13 protein-coding genes and 2 pseudogenes are annotated in these 20,937 nt (G+C 63.2%); 7 read left to right on the plus strand and 8 right to left on the minus strand.

All coding sequences use genetic code 11. The features are described 5' to 3' along the window. The first annotated feature begins 91 nt into the window (after window positions 1-91). Window positions 92-1,759: a bifunctional protein-serine/threonine kinase/phosphatase gene (locus tag LWE61_RS19245; protein ID WP_234152276.1), complete on the plus strand. Its 1,668-nt coding sequence runs from the start codon at window positions 92-94 to the stop codon at window positions 1,757-1,759. Between the two features lie 527 nt (window positions 1,760-2,286). Here the strand turns inward: LWE61_RS19245 and LWE61_RS19250 are convergent. The 6 genes from LWE61_RS19250 to LWE61_RS19275 form a co-directional block, all read right to left on the minus strand. Beyond that, window positions 2,287-3,531, minus strand: coding sequence for an alginate export family protein (locus LWE61_RS19250; protein WP_234152277.1), 1,245 nt, complete (start codon window positions 3,529-3,531; stop codon window positions 2,287-2,289). A 94-nt stretch (window positions 3,532-3,625) separates the two neighbouring features. Continuing rightward, a complete protein-coding gene (locus tag LWE61_RS19255) occupies window positions 3,626-4,429 on the minus strand; it encodes an ABC transporter ATP-binding protein (protein ID WP_234152278.1) in 804 nt (267 codons plus the stop codon). A gap of 12 nt (window positions 4,430-4,441) precedes the next feature. Beyond that, a complete protein-coding gene (gene ntrB, locus LWE61_RS19260) occupies window positions 4,442-5,404 on the minus strand; it encodes a nitrate ABC transporter permease (RefSeq protein WP_234152279.1) in 963 nt (320 codons plus the stop codon). 14 nt (window positions 5,405-5,418) lie between these two features. Next, window positions 5,419-6,711, minus strand: a complete 1,293-nt coding sequence (locus LWE61_RS19265; protein WP_234152280.1) for a CmpA/NrtA family ABC transporter substrate-binding protein — start codon at window positions 6,709-6,711, stop codon at window positions 5,419-5,421. Window positions 6,712-7,117: 406 nt separating this feature from the next. After that, window positions 7,118-8,320 (minus strand): ABC transporter substrate-binding protein, encoded by a 1,203-nt coding sequence (locus tag LWE61_RS19270; protein WP_267961919.1) that lies wholly within the window; start codon window positions 8,318-8,320, stop codon window positions 7,118-7,120. Then, entirely contained in the window at window positions 8,320-8,898 is a 579-nt protein-coding gene (locus LWE61_RS19275) for an ANTAR domain-containing response regulator (protein ID WP_234152282.1), read from the minus strand. The genes LWE61_RS19270 and LWE61_RS19275 overlap by 1 nt, the downstream gene beginning before the upstream one ends. 300 nt (window positions 8,899-9,198) lie before the next feature. Here LWE61_RS19275 and LWE61_RS19280 point away from each other — a divergent pair, with 300 nt between their 5' ends. The 3 genes and pseudogenes from LWE61_RS19280 to LWE61_RS19290 form a co-directional block, all read left to right on the plus strand. Continuing rightward, window positions 9,199-10,599: an aromatic ring-hydroxylating oxygenase subunit alpha gene (locus LWE61_RS19280; protein ID WP_234152283.1), complete on the plus strand. Its 1,401-nt coding sequence runs from the start codon at window positions 9,199-9,201 to the stop codon at window positions 10,597-10,599. Window positions 10,600-11,122: 523 nt separating this feature from the next. Further along, complete coding sequence (locus LWE61_RS19285) at window positions 11,123-13,663, plus strand: TonB-dependent receptor (RefSeq protein ID WP_234152284.1); 2,541 nt, start codon at window positions 11,123-11,125, stop codon at window positions 13,661-13,663. A 127-nt stretch (window positions 13,664-13,790) separates the two neighbouring features. After that, window positions 13,791-13,988: pseudogene (locus LWE61_RS19290) on the plus strand (TRIC cation channel family protein); the annotation flags it as partial. Between the two features lie 219 nt (window positions 13,989-14,207). Here the strand turns inward: LWE61_RS19290 and LWE61_RS20985 are convergent. Then, a pseudogene (locus tag LWE61_RS20985) lies at window positions 14,208-14,471 on the minus strand (phage integrase N-terminal SAM-like domain-containing protein); the annotation flags it as partial. Between the two features lie 641 nt (window positions 14,472-15,112). Here LWE61_RS20985 and LWE61_RS19300 point away from each other — a divergent pair. From LWE61_RS19300 to LWE61_RS19310, 3 genes are read left to right on the plus strand one after another with little or no spacing between them, the layout of a single operon-like run. Beyond that, complete coding sequence (locus LWE61_RS19300) at window positions 15,113-15,640, plus strand: ImuA family protein (RefSeq protein WP_234152285.1); 528 nt, start codon at window positions 15,113-15,115, stop codon at window positions 15,638-15,640. Continuing rightward, window positions 15,528-17,063: a Y-family DNA polymerase gene (locus tag LWE61_RS19305; RefSeq protein WP_234152286.1), complete on the plus strand. Its 1,536-nt coding sequence runs from the start codon at window positions 15,528-15,530 to the stop codon at window positions 17,061-17,063. The genes LWE61_RS19300 and LWE61_RS19305 overlap by 113 nt, the downstream gene beginning before the upstream one ends. After that, entirely contained in the window at window positions 17,060-20,428 is a 3,369-nt protein-coding gene (locus tag LWE61_RS19310) for an error-prone DNA polymerase (RefSeq protein ID WP_234152287.1), read from the plus strand. Before LWE61_RS19305 ends, LWE61_RS19310 begins: the two co-directional genes overlap by 4 nt. Before the next feature lie 203 nt (window positions 20,429-20,631). Here LWE61_RS19310 and LWE61_RS19315 read toward each other — a convergent pair. Continuing rightward, window positions 20,632-20,937, minus strand: a 306-nt coding sequence (locus tag LWE61_RS19315; protein WP_234152288.1) for an integrase core domain-containing protein, incomplete at its 5' end; no start/stop codon positions are given.

The following is a 20,937-nucleotide window of genomic DNA, read 5'->3' on the forward strand; positions in this document are numbered from 1 at the left end:
TTTTCACGCTTGACGAACGACCCCACGCCCCGCTCCCCTCACGCACGTACATGCGAGGGAGCGGGTGGTGAGACCGGAAGGACGTTTGCAGGTGGCCGCTGGCCATGCCTCCGAGCGGGGCGCACGCCCCGACAATCAGGACTTTGCCGGCATCTACGCGGCGACGGAGAATGAACGGGCGCGCCACGGCATGATCGCGGCGGTGGCGGATGGCGTGGGCGGCCACAAGGGCGGCCGCATCGCGTCCGAACTGGCCGTTCGCTCCCTGATCGAGGGGTTCTACGACCAGCCCGACACCATCGGCCCGGCGGCGGCGGTCCAGCGCGTCATGGCGCCCTTCAACCGCTGGCTGACCGCCATGGGACGAACCGAAAGCATGGCTCACGCCGCCACGACTTTTACCACATTGGTTATAAAAGGTCGCCGCGCCCATGTCCTGCATGTCGGTGACAGCCGCGCCTGGCACTATCGCGAGGGTCGCCTGACCCTGCTGACCGAGGACCATACCCGGTCCCATCCCGACCAGAAGCATATCCTTTATCGCGCGCTGGGTATCGAGGAGCGACTGCGCCTCGACCATCATGACATCGTGCTGGCGGAACACGACCGGCTGCTGCTCACCAGCGACGGCGTCCATGGCACGTTGAGCGCGAGGAAGCTGGAACGGCTGCTGGGCGCGCGCAACTCGGCGGAGGCGGACGCGCAGGCCGTGGTCGAGGCCGCGCTCGACGGCGGCAGCAGCGACAACGCCAGCGCCGTCATCCTCGACATCGTGGCGCTGCCCGCCATCGACCATGACAGCGTCGCGGGCGACATCGCGCGCCTGCCCATCCTCGATCCGCCGTCCGAGGGCGACACCATCGACGGCTTCCGCCTCGACAGCCTGCTCTCCGACGGTCGCTATACCCGCCTGTTCCGCGGCACGGACAGCGTGTCCGGCCAGACGGTGGCGGTCAAATTCCCCAAGCCCGCCCTGCTGTCCGAAAGCGGCGCCCGGCTGGCCTTCGCGCGCGAGATGCTGGTCGGCAGCCGCGTCTCCAGCCCCTTCGTCGCGGGCGTCATATCCGTCTCGACCGACCGCCAGACCCGGCTCTACGGCGTCCAGCCCTTCTATGATGGCGAGACGCTGGAGGCGCGGCTGGCCGCCCGTCAGATCAGCCTTGCCGATGGTCTCGCCATCGCCATCCAGTTGACCCGCGCGGTCGCCGCGCTGCACCGGCTGGACATCATCCACCGTGACATCAAGCCCGACAATGTCATGTTGCTGCCCGACGGCGGTCTGAAACTGATCGACCTCGGCGTCGCCCGACTGCCCCGCATCGACGAGTTCGTCGGCGTCGAGATTCCCGGCACGCCCAGCTATCTCGCGCCCGAAATGTTCGCCGGCAATCTGGGCGACGAGGGTACGGACCAGTTCGCGCTGGGCGTCACCCTCTGGCGCCTGTTCGCCCGCGCCTACCCCTATGGCGAGGTCGAAGCCTTCAGCCGCCCCCGCTTCCGCAAGCTTAACCTGCCCAGCGTCGCCCGTCCCGAACTGCCCGGCTGGCTGGACAGCACCCTGATGCGCGCCGTCGCGGTCGACCCGGACGAGCGTTTCGGCGACGTGGTCGAGCTGCTGCGCGCGCTGGAAGGCGGCGCGGCGGTCGCCCGCGTGAACCAGGGCTTCATACCCCTGATCGAGCGTGACCCGGTGCGCTTCTGGCAGCTCATATCGCTGGCCCTCGCCCTGGCGCTGGTCATATCGCTGGCGCATCACTGACCGCGCGCCTTCGATCACCATCATGCCGGTGGCGGCGCGGGGAGACCTGACGGGAACCGACAGCGACTGAACGGTCGCGGCATGCACGGACCGGCCGGCGCGTGCTGCGCCATCCGCCTTTCCGTCCTGCTGTGCCAACCGTCCGTCCACGCTGCCGCTCCGTTCGAAAAAGAACGCAAAAAAGCCGCACGATCCGGGCGTCCTCCCCAAGATCGGCGGCGCCATTGCCTGCCAAATTATTTGGTGTCGCTATGCCACTTCGTTGCAGCACCAGCTGGGCGATTCGAAAGCGTCATCGCTCCCTTCGCACCCTCTTTTTGCCCGCAACAAAGGGGCAATGCAAACGCAATTTTTGCAGTGCACAAAAGTGCATCACCCCGCATTTTACTGCCTGTTTTTTAGGCAGGGCCACATCGAAAAGCCGGGCCTCGCGATGGGAAGTTTCCTCCTCCATCGGAAGCCCGGCCTGCCGGTCGCCCTCGCCCGTTTCGGGCCTGTCGGTTATCCGATCTCAGCCCGCACTGGCGTCACAGGGCATAATCGATCTGCGCCCAGAACTTCTTCGTATCGGCATCGCCGGTATAGCTGGCCACGCCCTTGCGCTGATAATCCGCATATTTGACCAGCGCCGTTAGATGCTTGTTGAGCTTCAGCGTGACCTGCGCATTATATTCGTCGCCATAATGGATCGAGAGACGGTCGCTGTCGAAACGGTGGAAGGTGAAGTTTGCGGCCAGCGGTCCCATCTTCCCCACCTTGGGCCAGGCATAGCCGATACCGACGTAATAATCCTGAAGGCCGGTGGTCGGCGTGGTCAGGAACTTGTCCGCCCATCCGTTGAACTTGTGCAGCGTCGCCAGCGGCGTCTGAAAGGCGAAATTCGCACGGGGATCGGACCCCAGCAGTTCATAGCCTCCGGTCAGCTTGAACCCCTTGATGTCGATGATCCCCTCGACCATCACATAATCGGCCGCATAGCGATTGGGGTTGAGGCCCAGATCGCTCTGATGGGCATAGATGCCGGTCAGCGCCCATTTCACCTTCTTGCCCAGCGGGAGGGTGGCATTGGCCCGCACGCCATAGGTCTGGCTGCTGTTGGCATAGGCATAGCTCTCGTCATAGTCGATCAGGTAGGAAAAGCCCTTGAGCGCGAACTTGCCCTGCTTCACGCCCGCGCTCAGGAAGACGAAATCGCCGCCGTTCGCCTCTCTGGCGTCCGCCTCGATGCCATAAATGGTGCGCTGCGATATGGCATAGGTGCCGTCGAGCTGCACCGGTCCGACCTTGGCCTCGACCCGCACGGCGTCGAACGTCTGCTCATTCTGGCGCCATGCGACCGAACCGACGAAACGCTGGTCGTCCAGGTTGATCCGCTGGCGGCCCAGCGTCGCGGTGACGGCCTTGGACTTATACTGGATCTGGGCGCGGTTGAGGTCAATATTCGCCGGGTCGGCGACGACGGGATACAGGGTGCGCCGCTGCCCGCTGCTCACCGCGAAGGGGAAGGCGTTATAATCATTGGCAATCGCCAGCGTGCCTTCCACTTCGCCCAATACCGAGAGGCGCCCCTTGCTGATCTCCCCACCCATCCGCAGGCGCAGCGTCACCGCATCCGCATCGCGCGTTTTGGTCAGCGGCGCAGGGCCGTCCTGCTCCACCGTTTCGTAGCGCAGCCGCGCATCCACGATGGGCTTGAACTTGATGTCCTGCGCGACGGCGGGCGTGGTGGCGACGACCGCAAATGCGCACAATAGAATGGATAGTTTCCGCATAATTTCCCCCTCTTGGCCTGATGGCTTTTTCGCCTTTCAGGACATCCCCTCATGTCGTTCTGGATGGATGGGCGGCCCCGCAAGGCCGCCCCGCTCACGCGGCCAGCGAGGCCGGGTTGCGATAGCGTTCGTGCAGGAAGTGGATCACCGCATGGCGCGCATCCGCATAATCAGCGGTGTCGATGGCCTCCAGCCGGTTGCGCGGCCGGGCGATGTTCACGGCGCGATCCTCCCCGATGCGCGCTGCCGGGCCATTGGTCATCATCACCACCCGGTCGGCCAGCAGCACGGCCTCGTCCACGTCATGGGTAATCATCAGCACCGTGTTGTTGAGCCGCGCCTGCAATTCCATCACCACATCCTGCAACGCTGCCCGCGTCAGCGCGTCCAGCGCGCCAAAGGGTTCGTCCATCAACAGCACGCGCGGGTTCATGGCGATGGCGCGGGCGATGCCGACCCGCTGCTTCATGCCGCCGGACAATTCGCCGGGCCGCTTGGCCGCCGCATGGCCCATCTGGACGAGGTCGAGATTGTGCATGACCCAATCCTTGCGCTCCCCCTTGGACTTGCCCGCCGACGTCTTGTCGACCGCCAGCCGCACATTTTCCTCCACGGTCAGCCAGGGCAGCAAGCTATGGTCCTGGAACACCACGGCCCGGTCCGGCCCCGGTGCGTCCACTACGTCGCCGTCGAGGAAGATGACGCCGCGCGTCGGCTTGACCAGCCCCGCCACCGCGTTGAGCAGCGTGGACTTGCCACATCCCGAATGACCGATCAGGGCGACGAACTGTCCCTTGTCGATCGACAGGTTGATCGTGTCGAGCGCGCAGAAGGTGCCGCCCCTGGTCGGAAATTCGACCGTGATGTCTTCCAGTGCGAGATAGCTACGCTGTTTCATGGCTCTTTCTCCTCAGTTCGTGCGGCCGACGAGGCGGCCAAGGAGGGCGACAAGGCGGTCCAGCGTAAAGCCGACCAGACCGATCCAGACGAGGGCGACGATAGTGTCGGTCAGCAACGAACTGTTGTAGCTGTCCCAGATGAAGAAGCCGACGCCCGTGCCGCCCTGCACCATCTCGGCGGCGACGATGGCCAGCCAGCTCATGCCCACGCCGATGCGCAGGCCGGTGAACATGTGCGGCACGGTGGCGGGCAGCATGATCTTGGTGAAATATTCGAACGGGTTGAGCGCCAGCACCTTGGCCACGTTGCGATAGGCCGCCGGAATGGTCTGCACGCCCACCGCCGTGTTCAGGATCACCGGCCAGATGGCGGTGATGAAGATCAGGAAGATGGCGGACGGCCCAGCCTGCTGGAAAATCGCGAGGCTCAGCGGCAACCAGGCCAGCGGCGGTACGGTCCGCAGCACCTGGAACAGAGGATCGAGCGCCCGGAACGCGAACTGGCTCTGCCCGATCAGCACGCCCAGCGCGATACCGACCACCGCCGCGATGCTATAGCCCTTCAGCACGCGGCCAAGGCTGGTCAGCACATGACCCGCAATGCCAACATCACCCGATTCCTCGATCTTCAGGCCCAGACCGCTGATCTCCACACCCTTGAACGGATGCACGATCACCTCATGGCTTTCCTCCCAGACCTTCACCGGGCTGGGAAAGTTGGACTCCGGCGATCCGCACAGCATCTGCCACACGAACAGCAGCGCCATGACCATGAAGAAGGTGGGCAGCACCGACGCCGCCACCGCCTGCGCCTTGACCGCCAGCGGATGCGTGGGCGTGGGGATGGGCGGAAAGCGGCGGCGCGCTATGGCCGTTTCCGGGTAGCGCACGATGACACCGCGCTCACTGGCGGCCGGGGCGCCCCCACCGGCCGAAGCCGATGGGTCGCCGGGTGCGATATTGGGCGAAGCCATGTCGTTGGTCCTCCTCAGACGCGCTTGATGGCAAGGCTGGCCAGATAGGCCTTGGGATTGGCGGGATCGAAGGTCTTGCCGTCGAAGAATTTCTCGACGCCCCGGCTGTCGCTCGCCGGACCCTTGCCGCCCAGCGTCGCAGCAGCCTTGCGCCAGATGTCGGAGCGGTTGACCTTTGCGATGGTCGCGGTCGTGTTCAGGCTGGTGGGCAGCTTGCCCCACCGCTGCTCCTCGGTCAGGAACCACAGGTCATGGCTCTTGTACGGGAAGCTGGCATAGCCGCTCCAGAACTTCATCTTGAAGGCAGCGTTGGGGAATTTGCGCCCATCGCCCATATTGAAATTGCCCTGCAAGCGGTCGGCAATGTCCGTGATCGGGCATTTCAGATAGTCGCGCCCCGCAATCGTGCCCGCCAGACGGGTGATGTTGCCCGGATCGTCCGCCCAGCGCTGCGCCTCCAGCACCGCCGCGGTAATCGCCACCGCCGCGCGCGGATTCTTCGCGACCCAGTCGGACCGCATGGCGAAGCTCTTTTCCGGGTGGTTCGCCCACATCTGGCCGGTGGAGACGGCGGTATAACCCAGATTCTGCGCCACAAGCTGGTCGTTCCACGGCTCGCCGACGCAGAAGGCGTCCATCGTGTCCGCCTTCATGTTGGCGACCATCTGCGGCGGCGGGATGGTGATGAGTTCCACATCCTTGTCGGGGTCGATGCCGCCCGCTGCCAGCCAGTAGCGGATCCACATGTCATGCGTGCCGCCGGGGAAGGTCATGGCCATGGTGATCTTCTTGCCCGCCTGCTTGCGCGCGGCGATCACGCCCTTCATCTTGGCCGCATTCAGATCGACCTTCGCGCCCAGATATTCCTTGGACACCGAAATCGCCTGCCCGTTGACGTTCAGCCGGGCCAGGATGCTCATCGGCGTCGCCTTGCCGATGGTGCCCAGCGTCAGCAGATAGGGCATGGGCGTCAAGATATGCGCGCCGTCAATGCCGCCGCCGCCGCTGCCCAGCACCAGATTGTCGCGCGTCGCGCCCCAGCTTGCCTGCTTCAGCACCTCGACTTCCGGCAGGCCATACTTGGCGAACAGCCCCATTTCCTTGGCGATGATGAGCGGCGCGGCATCGGTCAGCGCGATGAAGCCCAGCTTGGCACCCTTGACCTCCGGCCCCGGCCCCGCCGCAAAGGCGCCCGAAGGAAAGGCTTGCTGCGCCGCAGCAGCGACCGCCACCGTACCGCTGGTTTTCAGCAGGCCACGACGGCTGATGCCACATGCATCCCTATCCTTGACATTTCCGTTATCCATCGACCCCAACTCCTTCCCGAACCAAGATGTGAGCGCCCCTTTGGGCACATGGCGAGCCGTTCGCCGGATCGCTCCGGCGCGCGGTGGATCGCTTCCGAAACCGCGCCCTCACGCCGTTTCAGCCGCAGAAAACCAAATAAAAAAGCCGCCAGGAGCGGGGTCGTTATTCGACCTCTCCGGGCGGCGTCATTGCCATTCCAGTCCGCAACGGACCGGGCCTGTCCCCGGCCGCCATTGGCCGGTTTCAGCTATAAGATCGGTGCATCTTCGCTCCGATGAGAGGAAAACTGTCACCGATTCGATCGAGTCGCAAGTGAAATTTTTGCAACGCACAATTTTCGTGCCGGGCGCGTGGGTTACGGGCTTTCGCACACCGCTGGCCGTCACCGATCAGCGCTCAATGGCTCTAGCGGTCGCTGGCCAGATAACCGAATGGATCGTCGGGGTCGAAAAGCCGTCCGTCGAAGAAAGCATCCGGTCCCATCACCAGCCGCCCGCCATGGCTGCCCGCGCCCAGCGGCGCACTGATCGCTCCCTCCACCTTCAGGCTGGCGCCCGGCAGCACCGCGCCCGTCCCGGCAAAGGCGGACCGATAGACATCGGGCCGGAACACCGCTGCGGCCGCCGCAAAGCCTTCCTCCGTCGGCTTGGCATGGCCCCAGCGCACCATCTGCGAATAGAGCCACATCGCCTGGCTGCGCCATGGGAAGTTCGCCGCCTCGCCATGCAGCACCAGGAAATCCTCCACCCTGGTCGGCTCCCCGCCTCGCTGGCAGATCATCCGGCCCGTGATGGCGCGGGCGATCACCGCCTGTGGCAGGCCGATATATTCCTCCCGCGCCAGCAGTCTGGCCACCATGTCGGTATGGCCCGGGTCCAGCACCACCTGCCCTGCCGCATAGAGGGCGCGCAGCAGCGCCTCCACGTCGGGCCGGCGATCCTCCAGCAGTTCGGAGCGGAAGGCGAGCAACTTCTCCACGCCGCGCGTCCAGATGCGGCTGGTGGAGGAGATGATGACCCCGTCGCCCCGCTCGACCGCCAGGCTGTTCCACGGCTCCCCAACCACCGATGCGTCGATTTCGCCCGCCGCAAAGGCGTCCGCGATCAGCGGCGGGGCGACCACCACGATCTCCACGTCGAAATCGGGATCGCATCCGCAGGCCGCCAGCCAGTAGCGCAGCATGTAATTATGGCTGGAGTAGCGATGCACCACCGCGATCCGCAACCGCCGCCCCATCGAAAGCTGCGCCTTCGCCACGGCGGTCAGCCGCTCGCCGACGGTCCGCACATCGGCCTCCATGCCGATGCCCAGTTCCTCCGCCAGCACATTGGACACGGCGATGGCATTGCCGTTGAGGCCCAGCATGAAGGGCGCGCCGATCGGCACCGGCGCACGGTCGAGGCCCAGCGCCATGGCTATGGCGACCGGCGCAACCAGATGCGCCGCATCCGTCTGCCCATAGGCCAGCCGGTCGCGCACCGTCGCCCATGTCCGGTCCTTGATCAGCGTCAGATGGACGCCTTCCCGTGCGGCGAGGCCCATCTCATGCGCCACGATGGGCAGGACCGCGTCCACCAGCGGCAGGAAGCCGATGCGGAACTGGCTCATCACTCGCCTCCCAATATGCTGTCTGCGGTGATGAGCGCCTCGGCGATCTCCACGATCCGCCGCCCGCTGTCCATCGCCTGCTTGCGCAGCAGCGCATAGGCCGCCGGTTCGTCCACCTTGCGTCGCTTCATCAGCAGCATCTTCGCCTTGTCGATGGTCTTGCGCTCCGCCAGCGCGGACCGCGCCTCATGCAATTCGGATTGCAGGCGGGAGAAGGCGTTGAACCGGCGGATCGCCAGTTCGACCACGGGCCTGATCCGGTCCTTGCGCAGGCCATCGACCACATAGGCGGAAATGCCCGCATCGACCGCGTCCCCGATGGAGGCGTCGTCCGACTGATCGACGAACATGGCGATGGGCCGGGCCACCGCGCGGGACAGGGCGAAACTTTCCTCCAGCATGTCGCGGCTGGGATTTTCCAGGTTGATGAGCACCACGTCGGGCGCCAGCCTTTCCAGCGCGGCGACCACCCCCCGGCGGTCGAGCAACACGGTGACGTCGGTCAGGCCCGCTTCGCGCAGCCCCTCCTCGATCACCGCAGCGCGTGCGGCGCTTTCGTCGATAACGGCGATCTTCACTGCGCGAACACCCCAATTACGTTGCAGTGCATCATAGGCTCCATCGGCTAGCAAGAACGGCGCGCCGGGTAAACCGGGGTTGGGACAATCTGTCCTGCTTTTCGGACCTCCGCTTCCAGCCTATATATTCGCCACCTATTGGGAAAACGACGTTCTAATTTTGCTTGCGATGGTGTCCGCATTTGGGGATAGCCCGGTCCCATCGACCGCGCGATCATTGCGCCCCTGCCGGGCACCGCGCATTGCTATACAGGCTGAGCATTTGTACCATAGCCATCAGAGCTTTGACAGGAGAGACAGGTGACTGCTGACCTCGCAAAGGCGCCGAAAGCCGCGCCCTTCCAGATTACCGACCCGGAGCGGATTCCCGCCGCCCGCTATTATGACGAGGAATTCTTCCAGCTGGAGAAGGAGCGCCTGTGGCCGCATGTGTGGCAGATGGCCTGCCGGATCGAGCAGATCCCGGAGATCGGCGACTGGATCGAATATAAGATATTCGAGAAGACCGTCATCATCGTCCGCTCCAAGGACGGGATCAAGGCGTTCCACAACGCCTGCCGTCATCGCGGCGTGCCCATCGCACAGGGCGGCCATGGCAATTGCAAAAAGGAAGGCTTCATCTGCCCCTTCCACGGCTGGCGCTGGAATACGGAGGGCAAGAGCACCTTCGTTTATGGTAAGCATATGTTCTCGGAACAGCAGCTGGATCAGGCCGACCTCGCACTGCGCCCCTGTCGGCTGGAGCTGGAGATGGGCTGCGTCTTCATCAACTTCGACGACGATGCCCCCGGCCTGCGCGAGAGCCTCGGCCCGCTCGCGCTCGGCCTCGACGCCTATAATGCGGACAAGATGCGCGCCGAATGGTGCTACGCCACTGTCCTGCCCGCCAACTGGAAGATCGGCATGGAAGCCTTCATGGAAGGCTATCATGTCATGAAGACCCATCCGCAGCTTCAGAAGAAGGTGCCCATCCTGTACAACAGCATGTACGGCATGGACACGGGTGGCATCGGCCTGCCGATCAACCCCAATCGCACCATCCGCGAAAATATCGAGGATCAGGTCGGCCATATGGCGCTGCTCAGTTCCGGCATGGCGGGCATGTGCCATGCCAAGGACGTGGCGGTCGCCGAAACGCTGATCGACGTGGACCTGCCGGAAGACCCCTTCCAGGCGATCATGCAATGGTTCGGCATGGTCAACCATGGCGTGACCCAGGCCGGTCTGGCCCGCGGCGAGCCGACCCCCGACCTCAACAAGATCGCGGTGGAAACGCCGGTCAAGGCGGTGGAATTCATCTTCCCCAACTATTTCCTGCTGCCCTTCCTCTCCAGCATGGCGGCCTATCGCATCCGTCCGCTGACGGCGGAAACCTGCCTGTTCGAACTGTGGTCGCTGACCCATTTCAAGGAGGGCGAGGAGCCGCCGGTGGTGATGGAACCGACCTTCCTGCCCCATGACAGCCCGGACTTCCCGGAAATTCCGCGCCAGGACTATTCGAACATTCCGCTCCAGCAGGTCGGCCTGCATGCGGACGGCTTCGACTTCATGCGCCTGTCCAAGGACATCGAAGGCCTCATCAGCAATTATCAGCGGATCATCGACGGCTACATCACCGGCGTCGAGAAGGAAAAGCTGTCACAGGCGATGACCCAGCTCGCGGGCAATTTCGACGGCCCGATCAAGGATCTGGGCTTCTGATCCCGACCCTTCGGTCGGCAACGCCATAGCCTGTCAAAAAGGGCCGCCCGGACGACTGCGTTGGGGCGGCCTTTTTGTTGTCCCGCGACGACTGGCCGCCCTCCACTGCCCGCAGAATCAACCGCCCATGACCTCTCTGTCAGACCAAATTCTCATCTCTGAGAAAAGATCCACCCGCTCTTTCCAGCACCTCGACCAGCACCGTCCAAAAGGACAGGCACGCCACTCCTCCCAAAGCGACGCCTGAGCGTCGTCCGAACCTATAGTCCCAAAAATATCTATATTTCAGAACGTTGCTATCCGGTCATAAAAGACAGTAACTGCACAGTCGCCAGCAACAACAAAAAACAAGTATAGTTCATTTTCTGGTTGATTGCCGTTGCAAAGCTATCCAAAAGCGACCGCGAAAACATAAGGTCGGACCAATCCGGCTTGTCTGTGCACTCAGATGCGCCGGCCAGAACACATCGTCCCCTAATCGCGACCAAGAGGCGAAACGGGACATCTCAGGGAGGATGCCAACATGCGTAAACGATACCCTTATTCCGTCCTGGCAAGCGTCAGCTTGTCCGCTCTCACCCTGTTCAGCGCACCCGTGCTGGCGCAGGAAGCGGTGAGCGACGACACCATCGTCGTCACCGCCCGCCGTACCGAGGAACGCCTTCAGGACGTTCCCATCTCGATCACGGTGTTCAATCAGCAGCAACTGTCGAATCGCAACGTCGTGACCGCGGGCGAACTGGCCACCTACACGCCATCGCTTCAGGCCAATGGCCGCTTCGGTGCGGAAAGCACGTCATTCTCGCTGCGTGGCTTCACCCAGGAAGGCCAGACGACCCCGTCCGTCGCGGTCTATTTCGCCGACGTGGTCGCGCCGCGTGCGCAGGGCGGCACTACCGGCGGTAACGGCGCGGGCGTCGGCGCCTTCTTCGACCTCCAGAATGTGCAGGTGCTGAAGGGACCGCAAGGCACCCTGTTCGGCCGCAACACCACGGGCGGCGCGGTGCTGCTCGTCCCGCAAAAGCCGACCGGCCGCCTCGAAGGCTATGTCGAGGGTTCCGTGGGCAATTATGACCTGCGCCGTTTTCAGGGCGTGGTGAACGTGCCCGTGCTCGACACGCTGCGCGTCCGTCTGGGCGTCGATCGCCAGACCCGCGACGGCTATCTGAACAATATCTCCGGCATCGGGCCAAAGGACTTCGCCGACGTCGATTATACCGCCGTTCGGCTCAGCGTGGTGGCCGACCTGACGCCGAACCTCGAAAATTACACGATCGTCAATTATGGCGAATCCAACACCAACGGCTTCTATCCCAAGGTGTTCACGCAGGATCTGATCGAGCGGGATGCGGGCGCCGCCCTGCGCGCCGCACAGATCGCATCGACCCGCGGCGACTATTACAACGTCTCCAACGGCCTCCCGAACCCGTTCCAGAAGATCAAGCAATGGTCGCTCATCAACACGACCACCTGGCGCGCCAGCGACACGCTGACCATCAAGAATATCGCCAGCTACGCGGAGTTCCGGCAGAAGCAGTCGGCGAACATCTATGGTGAGAACGGCTACCAGAATGGGGTCACCAACCCCTATTATGCGGTCGCCATCATGCCCGCGCCGGGCTTCAGCAACACGTCCCAGTCGACCTTCACCGAAGAGGTGCAGGTGCAGGGCCGCACCGGCAACGACCGGTTCAACTATCAGGTCGGCGGCTATCTCGAACTCAGCGAGCCGTTGAGCGGTTTCCAGACGAGCTATTCGCCCAACCAGATCAACTGCACCGACATTCTGGCCTTCCAGTGCAACAACACCGGCCTGCGCTCGAACGGCAACTTCCAGATTTCGCGCAGCAAATATCGCTTCCGCAATCTGGGCGTCTATGCGCAGGGCACGTTCAAGATCACCGACACCCTCAGCATCACGGGCGGCATCCGCTATACGTCGGACGTCACATCGGGCGTCGGCGCACCGACCAAGATCTTCTTCGACACGCCGAACGTGCCGCGTTTCGCCTGTTCCAACCCGCGCCCCGTGCTGGACGACAAGACGGCCTATACCTCCGCGCAGATTCAGGCCAACCCGGAACTGTGCAAGATCACGCGCCGCGTCGCCTCGTCAAAGCCGACCTGGCTGATCGACGTGGACTGGAAGCCGGACGAAGACGTGCTGATCTACGCCAAATACGCGCGTGGCTATCGCCAGGGCAGCGTCAACGTGTCCAACTATGGTCTCGAAACCTGGCAGCCGGAAAAGGTCGACCTGTATGAAATCGGCCTGAAGTCCAGCTTCGACGGCTTCGTCCGGGGCACCTTCAACATCGCCGCTTTCTATAACGACTTCAGCAACCAGCAGTTGGCGATCAACACGGTCAGTTGCGGCAATGTCGCCAATATCCCTGGCTACACCACGCTCTTCCCGGCGTGCGCGGGCGTCTCGCCCGACGATTTCCCGGCCCCGGCGCAGGGCATCGGCAACACCGGCAAGTCGCGGATCAAGGGCATAGAGATCGACGCCTCCCTCACCCCGTTCGAAGGGCTGAAGATCGACGTGGGCTATGCCCATCTCGACACCAAGGTGAAGTCGATCGACACTATCGCGATCCCGCTCGGCTTTGCGCAGCTCAACCCCGCCACGGCGCAGCTCAGCCGCGGCGTCTATGTCGGTGGCCCACTGTCGCTGGCCCCGCGCAACAAATATACGGTCACGGCGGCCTATACCCTGCCGCTGGATGAAAGCGTCGGGCGACTCACCTTCAGCGCGACCTTCACCCATCAGGACAGCGCGTTCGGCAGCGCCAGTTCCATCGCCTTCCTCGGCAACCCGCTGGCGGGCCTGACCTCGATCGATAATAATAATGAGTGGCTGCCGCCGCAGAACCTCCTCAACCTGAACATCAACTGGAATGGTGTTGCAGGCGCGCCGGTGGATCTGGGCCTCTTCGTCACCAATGTGACCAAGGAGCGGTTCCACACGATGACGACGGGCGCGTCCTTCGGTTGGGATGCGGCCATCCTCAACCAGCCGCGAATGTGGGGCGCTCGCCTGAAATATCGTTTCGGCAGCTAAGCTCCTCCCTACCTATGATTCGACAGACGGCGGCCCACTCATCCGGGCCGCCGTCCTTGTTCGTGGAACTGCGCGGGGGAGCGACCAGAGAGGGTGACGCCGCCCTCCCCCTGTCCTATGCAGGGCCATGCCTCTCGCCATCGAAACCCTGCTCCCCTGGCTGAACATGGCCGGGCTGGCCGTCTTTGCGGCATCGGGTGCGCTGGCGGCGGCGCGCAAACGGCTGGACTTCGTGGGCGCCTGCTTCTTCGCCCTCGTCACCGCGACCGGCGGCGGCACGCTGCGCGACCTGTTGATCGGCGCGCCCATCTTCTGGATGCATGATTCCGGTCACCATCCGGGTGCTGTCGATGTCATCGACCTTGAGTTGGCCAACCTCGGAGACCCGCAGGCCCGCGCCATAAGCCACGCTGAGGGCTGCCTTGTACTTGATGCCTGGCGCAGCCTCGAGCAGCCGCGCTGTCTCCTCGACGCTCAGAACCACCCGCAACTTGGGCATGTAGTGAACAACGACAAGCCCAAGCGCCATCTCTGGGCGCTTGAGGGTTATGCCGAACAGGAACCGCAGTGCTGATACGGCCCCATTGATCGTGGCTGGGCCAACGGCGCGCTCGTGCTGGTCGACCTGATAACGTCGGAGGTCTTCCATCATGGCCGTGTCCGGGGGACGGCCGATAAACGCGGCGAAACTCCGGACATGCCGGATATAGTCCTTCTGCGTGTGCGACCTGAATCCACGCATCGTCATGTCCTGCAACATCCGCTCACGCAGCAGATGGGTCGGGGCGGCAATTTTGATAGCATCCATGATAAGTTCCTCTCCGTTGAAGGAACTCCACGGTCGCGACGCGACATCGCCGCTCGCAAAGCCTGAACAATACTATGCTACATCACCCTAAGCGACTCTCCCGCGGAGCGGGTTCGTGCAATGGTCGCGAGCTGTCGGCCAAGTTGCGCCAATTTTTGCCATTCAGTCGAGGGTTCGACTCCTCCAAAGCAGACACTTAGAAGATAATTTCTCTCTTCGCCTTTTTTGCATGGCAGGGAAAGAGAATGATTTTCGTACCACAATGACCAAACCATCACGTTCCTGAGCCAACAAAAGCCGGTGCAAGACCGCCGATGCGAATCTTGACAGCTTGACTCTGTTCACGAGAAAAGCAAACAGGAACATATAGTGAACATATACCAGAGTCTGTCCACATGCTCACAGTCTTGAAGGCACGTATTGCCGCCATCGCAGGTGAAAAGCCATTAGGCGATGCTGCCTCGTTCACATTGGGGCATGATGTGCTCGATGCCCGTCTGGGTGGGGGCATGACTCGTGGGCGGCTGCATGAGTTATTCGCGACCGATCCGCTTGACCAGCCCAGCCTGACCGGCTTCGCCTTGATGCTGGCGATGCGAATGGGTGCCGGACCAGTGCTGTGGCTGCGACAGGATGACAGCGTGCGCGGTAACGGCGGGGTATATCCGCCAGGGCTGGCCGATCTTGGTTTCGATCCTGCACGCATCATCGAAGTGCAGGCCCCTGACGAGACCGCACTGTTGCGCGCAGCCGGTGACGCCGCGCGCTGTCAGCAGCTGGCCGCCATCTTCATCGAACCATGGCAAAGGGCGCGCGCTTTCGATCTGACGGCCAGTCGCCGCCTGTCTATTGCGGCAGAGAAGAGCGGCGTGACCATATTCCTCCTGCGCAGCGACGCCTGTCCATCGCCCAGTTCCGCCTACAGCCGATGGCGGGTGCGCGCGCTTCCCGCGTCGCCCTTTGCCACCGACGCCCCCGGCCATGGTGCGATGGAAATCGCGCTCATCCGCCACAGGGGCGGTGTTGCCCCCTTTCATCACTGCCTGGAGTGGGACCGTGACCAGTCTAGCTTCCGCTCGCCGCCTCTATCTGGCGATCTGGTTTCCCTTTCTCGCCGCAGACCGGCTGAAACGCACGATGCGGCAAAGTCCCGAAGCCTTGCCGGATGAGACGCCCCTCGTTTTTGTGGAAAAGCAAAAGGGAGCCATGCGGATCATCGCCTGCTCGCCTTGTGCGGTGCGGTCCGGGCTGACGGTGGGGATGGGGCTGGCGGATGCGCGCGCCCAACTGCCCCATATCGGCATATTCGACATTGACCGGGTGAGCGACGCCGCGTGGTTGGAGTGTATGGCCGATGGATGCGACCGCTATACGCCGATGGTGACGCTGGACGGGATCGACGGCCTGATTCTCGATATCAGCGGGTGTGCGCATCTGTTCGGTGGAGAGGAGGGATTGCGTAACGACCTGACAGGGCGATTGCGAAAGCTCGGAATGCATGTGCAGACGGCTCTGGCCGCCACGCCGGACGCCGCCCATGCGCAGGCCCGCTATGGCCGTGGTCACATCGGCGCTTTGCCGGTGGAGGCGCTGGAACTGGCATCCGGGGACATAGTGGCGTTGCGCCGCGCCGGGTTGAATCGCATCGGGGATCTCACCGCGCGCCCAACCACGCCGATTGCGACCCGTTTTGGTGAGGATGCAACGGAACGGCTGGCGCGCGTGGCGGGCGGACGTGACACCCGCATCTCGCCACGTCGTCCCGAACCGGCGCTCGTCATCGAACATAATTTCGCCGAGCCGATCACCCATGTCGAGGCGGTGCTGTCCACACTGGAAAGGCTGGCGTTTAAGGCTGCGCAAACTATGCAGGACGCGCGACGCGGTGGCCGCCGGTTCGAGGCACGGCTGTTCCGCGCCGATGGCGTCGTGCGCAGCCTGCGGATCGAAACCAGCCTGCCGACGCGCGACATCCCCCTGCTGATGCGATTGTTCAGGGAGAGGATCGAGACGCTGCACGATCCCATCGACCCCGGTTTCGGCTTCGACCTTGTGCGGTTTGCCGTGCCCCTGCTTGAACCGCTGGATTCTCTCCAGCTACCCTTGGTCGGCGGTGCCGTGGAGCAGGACGAAATCGCCCGACTCGTCGATCGCCTGTCAACCCGTTTGGGAAAAGGCCGCGTGCGCCGCTTTGCCCATTGCGATAACCATATCCCCGAGCAGGCCATGCTCGCCTTTCCCGCGATTGACCCTCGTCCTGTTGCCGCATGGCCGCCTCCCGATGCCGGTGAGCCGCCCCGCCGCCCCCTCCACCTGTTCGACCCTCCCCAGCGGATCCGGGTCATCGCAGGCCTGCCGGAAGGCCCCCCGCACCAGTTCCACTGGCGCCGTACGCTGCATGAAGTGGCGCGGGCCGAGGGGCCAGAACGGATCGCCGCGCTCTGGTGGCGGCGTGCGGACAATGAAGGCCTCGGCCGTGACTATTACAGGGTCGAGGATGTCCACGGCCGTCGCTTCTGGCTCTTTCGCCATGGCATTCCCCGGCGTGATTGCCCGAATCCCGGCTGGTATCTCCACGGCCTGTTCGCATGACGCTCTTCGCCGAAATGGTGGCCGCCACCAACTATAGCTTCCTGCGAGGCGCATCACATCCCGCTGACATGGTGAAGGCGGCGATTGCGGCCGGGCTGGACGGCATCGGCATCGCCGATCGCAACAGCGTGGCGGGCGTGGTCCGCGCATGGGATGCCCTGCGCCAGATCAGGACGGAATTTCCCGATATCCGCCTACGCCTCGCCACCGGTGCGCGGCTGGTCTTTGCCGACGGAACGCCCGATATCGTCGCCTATCCCGCGACCCGCCACGGCTGGGGACAACTGACCCGACTGCTGACGCTGGGGAACAGACGCGCCGTGAAGGGCGATTGCATCCTGCGCTTCGGGGATTTGCTCGCGCATCTCGACGACCTGCTGCTGATCGTGATGCCGACGACGGCGTTCATGAAGGAAGGCGATGTGGGCGCGCGGCTCCACCCGGCCAGACAGGACGGGGCCGCCTCCATCGACAATCAACCCCCGCCGCAATCGAAGCCGATCGAGCGGGACTTGACCGCGGAGGATATGCTCCGCCGGACCCTGACAATTCTTCAGGCGGCCTCTCCCGATCATATATGGCTGGGAGCAGCAACGTCCCATGATGGAAAGGACCGCCGCCATCTCGCCCGCCTTGCTGCGATGGCGCATCAGGCCCGCGTTCCCCTCCTCGCCACCAACGATGCGCTTTACGCCACACCCCGCCAGCGTGCGCTGCACGATATCGTCACCTGTATTCGCAAGGGAACCACATTGGCCGAGGCGGGTACAGCCTTGTCCCCCAATGCCGAACGTCATCTGAAATCCGGTGACGAAATGGCGCGCCTATTCTCCGACCAGTCGGACGCCATCGGTGAAGGGCTGCGCCTGCTCAGCCGCATCGGCTTCGATCTGGAGCAACTTCGCTATGAATATCCGCATGAGCCAGTGCCACCCGGCTGGACGCCGCACCGCTGGCTTGTCCATCTGGTGATACAGGGCGCGCGCGAGCAATATGGCAAGGCGTTCACCAAAGCGCACCGCGACCTCATCCGGCATGAGATGCAACTGGTCGGTACGGCCAAATATGCCTATTATTTCCTGACCGTCCACGACATCGTGCGCTTTGCGCGCAGCCAGCACATCCTGTGCCAGGGACGCGGATCGGCCGCCAATTCGATCATCTGCTATGTGTTGGGCATCACATCGGTCGATCCGGTGAAGCATAAGCTGCTGTTTTCACGTTTCCTCTCGGAAGACCGCAACGAACCGCCCGACATCGACGTCGATTTCGAGCATGAGAGGCGCGAGGAGGTGATGCAGTATATCTATCGCCGCTATGGCCGCGAGCGTGCGGGCATAGCGGCCACCGTGATCCATTATCGCCCGCGCAGTGCAGTTCGGGAAGTCGGCAAGGTGCTGGGGCTGAGCGAGGACGTCACGACCCGCATCAGTGCGACAGTCTGGGGCAGCTATGCCGATACCATGAAGGAAGCGCGTTTCGCGCAGGCGGGTTTGGACCTCGCCAATCCCGATATCGCGCGCCTGGCCCTGTTGGTCGGCCAGTTGCTCCATTTCCCACGCCATCTGTCGCAGCATGTCGGTGGTTTCGTACTGACGGAGGGGCGCCTCGACGAGATCGTGCCGATCCATAATGCCGCGATGGACGATCGCACCTTCATCGAATGGGACAAGGACGATATTGACGCGCTGGGCCTGATGAAGGTCGATGTGCTGGCGCTGGGCATGCTCACCTGCATCCGCAAAGCGTTCGACCTCATCGATCGCCATGTCGGCGTGCCCTATCAACTCCATACCATTCCGCAGGATCAGGCCGATGTCTATGCCATGCTGTGCGAGGGGGACAGCATCGGCGTGTTTCAGGTCGAAAGCCGCGCGCAGATCAACATGCTGCCGCGCCTGCGCCCGGCGAACCTTTATGATCTGGCGGTGCAGGTCGCCATTGTGCGGCCCGGTCCGATTCAGGGAGGCATGGTCCATCCCTATCTGAAACGCCGTCAGGAACAGCGCAGACCAGACCCGCCGCCCATCCTCTATCCCGGACCGCCGGGCGAACTGGACGATGTGTTGGGAAAGACGCTGGGTGTTCCCCTATTTCAGGAACAGGCGATGAAGCTGGCCATCGTGGCCGCCAATTTCACCGACGCCCGCGCCAACCAGCTCCGCCGCGCCATGGCGACATTTCGCAATGTCGGCACCATGCCGGAGTTCGAGGGTGAGATGATCGAGGGCATGGTGGCACGCGGCTATCCGCGCGATTTCGCCGAACGCTGCTTCGCACAGATCAGGGGCTTCGGCAGCTATGGCTTTCCCGAAAGCCATGCCCAGTCCTTTGCCCTGCTCGTCTATGTCTCATCCTATCTCAAATGCCGCTATCCGGCGGTGTTCGCCTGCGCCCTCCTCAATTCCCAACCGATGGGTTTCTACGCGCCCGCCCAGATCGTCGGCGATGCCCGCACGCATGGTATCGAGGTTCGCGAGGCGGACATCAACGCCAGCGGCTGGGACAATGGCCTGGAAGCGATCGGCAACATGCTCGCCCTCCGTCTCGGCTTTCGGCAAGTCGATGGCTTTCGGCAGGGCTGGACGAAAACGCTTGTCGCGGCCCGTACGGAGGGACATTTCACCAGCGTCGACGATCTCGCCCGCCGCACCCGACTGCCCCGCCGGGCGCTGGAAATCTTGGCTGATGTCGATGCGTTTCGATCCATCGGTCTCGACCGACGACAGGCGCTGTGGGAGGTGCGGCGGATGCCGCAAGGGGAGTTGCCGCTGTTCGCCCATGCAGGAGCCAGCGAATTGGGCGTGGAAGCTGATGTCGCCCTGCCCGCCATGACCGAGTCAGAGCATGTCGCCGTCGATTATCAGACAACGCGCCTCTCCCTGAAGGGGCACCCCATGCAATTTCTCCGCGACCGTTTCCGCAGAGAGGGGATATTGAGTTGCAAGGAGATCGGGGAAGCCCGTAGCGGCCTGCGCGCCCGCGTGGCCGGCGTAGTACTCGTCCGCCAGCGCCCTGGCGAAGGAAAGGCGATCTTCATCACGCTGGAGGATGAAACAGGCATCACCAATGTCCTGCTCTGGGCGCGCCTGTTCGAAATCCAGCGGCAGGAGGTCATGGCGGCGCGCCTGATGGAAGTGGAAGGCATGGTCCAGAAAAGCCCGGAGGGCGTCATTCACCTGATGGCGACCCGCATCATCAATCGTTCGGATGAACTGGCGCTTCTGTCAGAGCATCGTCAATCGGAAGAGGCATTGCCGAGCGGCGGTGCTTTTTCGGGTCCTCAGTCCTCCCGCGAATCCACCCCTCGCGGTCGTCATCCACGCGATGTGCGCATATTGCCAAGGTCAAGGGATTTTCATTGAGAATGAGCAATAGCAAACATACCAGCTATTGGGCGAGTAACAGGACTCGCTGTTTTGCAGACAAGGCATCAGTCAGCCGTCCAGCTATTACCTTCTGCGACGCCGAGAGCGGCAATGCTTTTCCCTGATCGATGTTGCCGATCTGAGGTGGTGCCGCCTTTTTGGACAGTTTGGCGGCGAAGTTAAGCTAATCCCGGGTGTGATTATGCCGCCATTCTGGTCATCGGATGATGGGGGGCATGCCCCCCATCATCCGAAGCGTTGATCCGCCCATAGGCCTCTGCCGGGGCTCGCCCTGCCAGCCCGGAGTGGGGTCGTTGCGTATTGTAATAGGTAATCCACCGGCCAAGACCAGCGCGCAGATCCGATCCGGTCTCGAAGGCGTGCAGATAGACGCATTCATATTTGAGGGAACGCCACAGGCGCTCGATGAAGACATTGTCCATCCAGCGCCCACGCCCGTCCATGCTGATCCGTACTTCGGCATCCCGCAGCACGCTGGTGAATGC

The sequence above is a fragment of the Sphingobium sufflavum genome, from assembly GCF_021403115.1.
In the GTDB taxonomy this organism is placed as follows: domain Bacteria; phylum Pseudomonadota; class Alphaproteobacteria; order Sphingomonadales; family Sphingomonadaceae; genus Sphingobium; species Sphingobium sufflavum.